Source organism: Lacrimispora brassicae (assembly GCF_054772055.1).
Map to the genome: position 1 here is coordinate 1 of NZ_BRYH01000056.1, position 1,285 is coordinate 1,285.

General features: G+C 53.5%; 1 rRNA gene. It reads left to right on the top strand.

Annotated features, from left to right (window positions below):
* Positions 1-1,285, top strand: a 23S ribosomal RNA gene (locus tag ACYVD3_RS25070); the annotation flags it as partial.

Genomic DNA, 1,285 nt, shown 5'->3' on the forward strand with positions numbered 1-1,285 from the left:
TGACGCGTACCGAACACAAGTAGGGAAGTCTTCGTAGGGGCTGTCAAGAAAAGCCGCTATTGTGTGATATGTGCCCGTACCGTAAACCGACACAGGTGGATGAGGAGAGAATCCTAAGGCCGGCGGGAGAAGCATTGTTAAGGAACTCGGCAAAATGACCCCGTAACTTCGGGATAAGGGGTGCCTGGGAAACCAGGCCGCAGAGAATAGGCTCAAGCAACTGTTTAGCAAAAACACAGGTCTATGCAAAACCGAAAGGTGAGGTATATGGGCTGACGCCTGCCCGGTGCTGGAAGGTTACGAGGAGGGGTTAGCGGCAACGCGAAGCTCTGAATTTAAGCCCCAGTAAACGGCGGCCGTAACTATAACGGTCCTAAGGTAGCGAAATTCCTTGTCGGGTAAGTTCCGACCCGCACGAAAGGCGTAATGATTTGAGCGCTGTCTCGACAATGCACCCGGTGAAATTGAAATACCAGTGAAGATGCTGGTTACCTGCGCCAGGACGGAAAGACCCCATGGAGCTTTACTCCAGCTTGATACTGGGATTCGGTACTGCATGTACAGGATAGGTGGGAGGCAGAGAAGATAGGACGCCAGTCTTATCAGAGCCAATGTTGGGATACCACCCTTGCGGTATTGGATTTCTAACCTGCAGCCATAACCTGGCTGGGGGACAATGTCAGGCGGGGAGTTTGACTGGGGCGGTCGCCTCCGAAAGGGTATCGGAGGCGCTCAAAGGTTCCCTCAGAATGGACGGAAACCATTCGAAGAGTGCAAAGGCATAAGGGAGCTTGACTGCGACACCGACGGGTGGAGCAGGTAGGAAACTAGGACTTAGTGATCCGGTGGTATAAAGTGGGATTGCCATCGCTCAACGGATAAAAGCTACCCTGGGGATAACAGGCTTATCACTCCCAAGAGTTCACATCGACGGAGTGGTTTGGCACCTCGATGTCGGCTCATCGCATCCTGGGGCTGTAGTAGGTCCCAAGGGTTGGGCTGTTCGCCCATTAAAGCGGTACGCGAGCTGGGTTCAGAACGTCGTGAGACAGTTCGGTCCCTATCCGGCGTGGGCGTAGGATATTTGAGAGGAGCTGTCCTTAGTACGAGAGGACCGGGATGGACTGACCTCTGGTGTATCTGTTGGTGATCAACACCATGGCAGAGTAGCCAAGTCGGGAAGGGATAAACGCTGAAGGCATCTAAGCGTGAAGCCCCCCTCAAGATGAGATATCCCATCGCAAGAGTAAGACCCCTTGAAGACGACGAGGTAGATAGGGCAGAG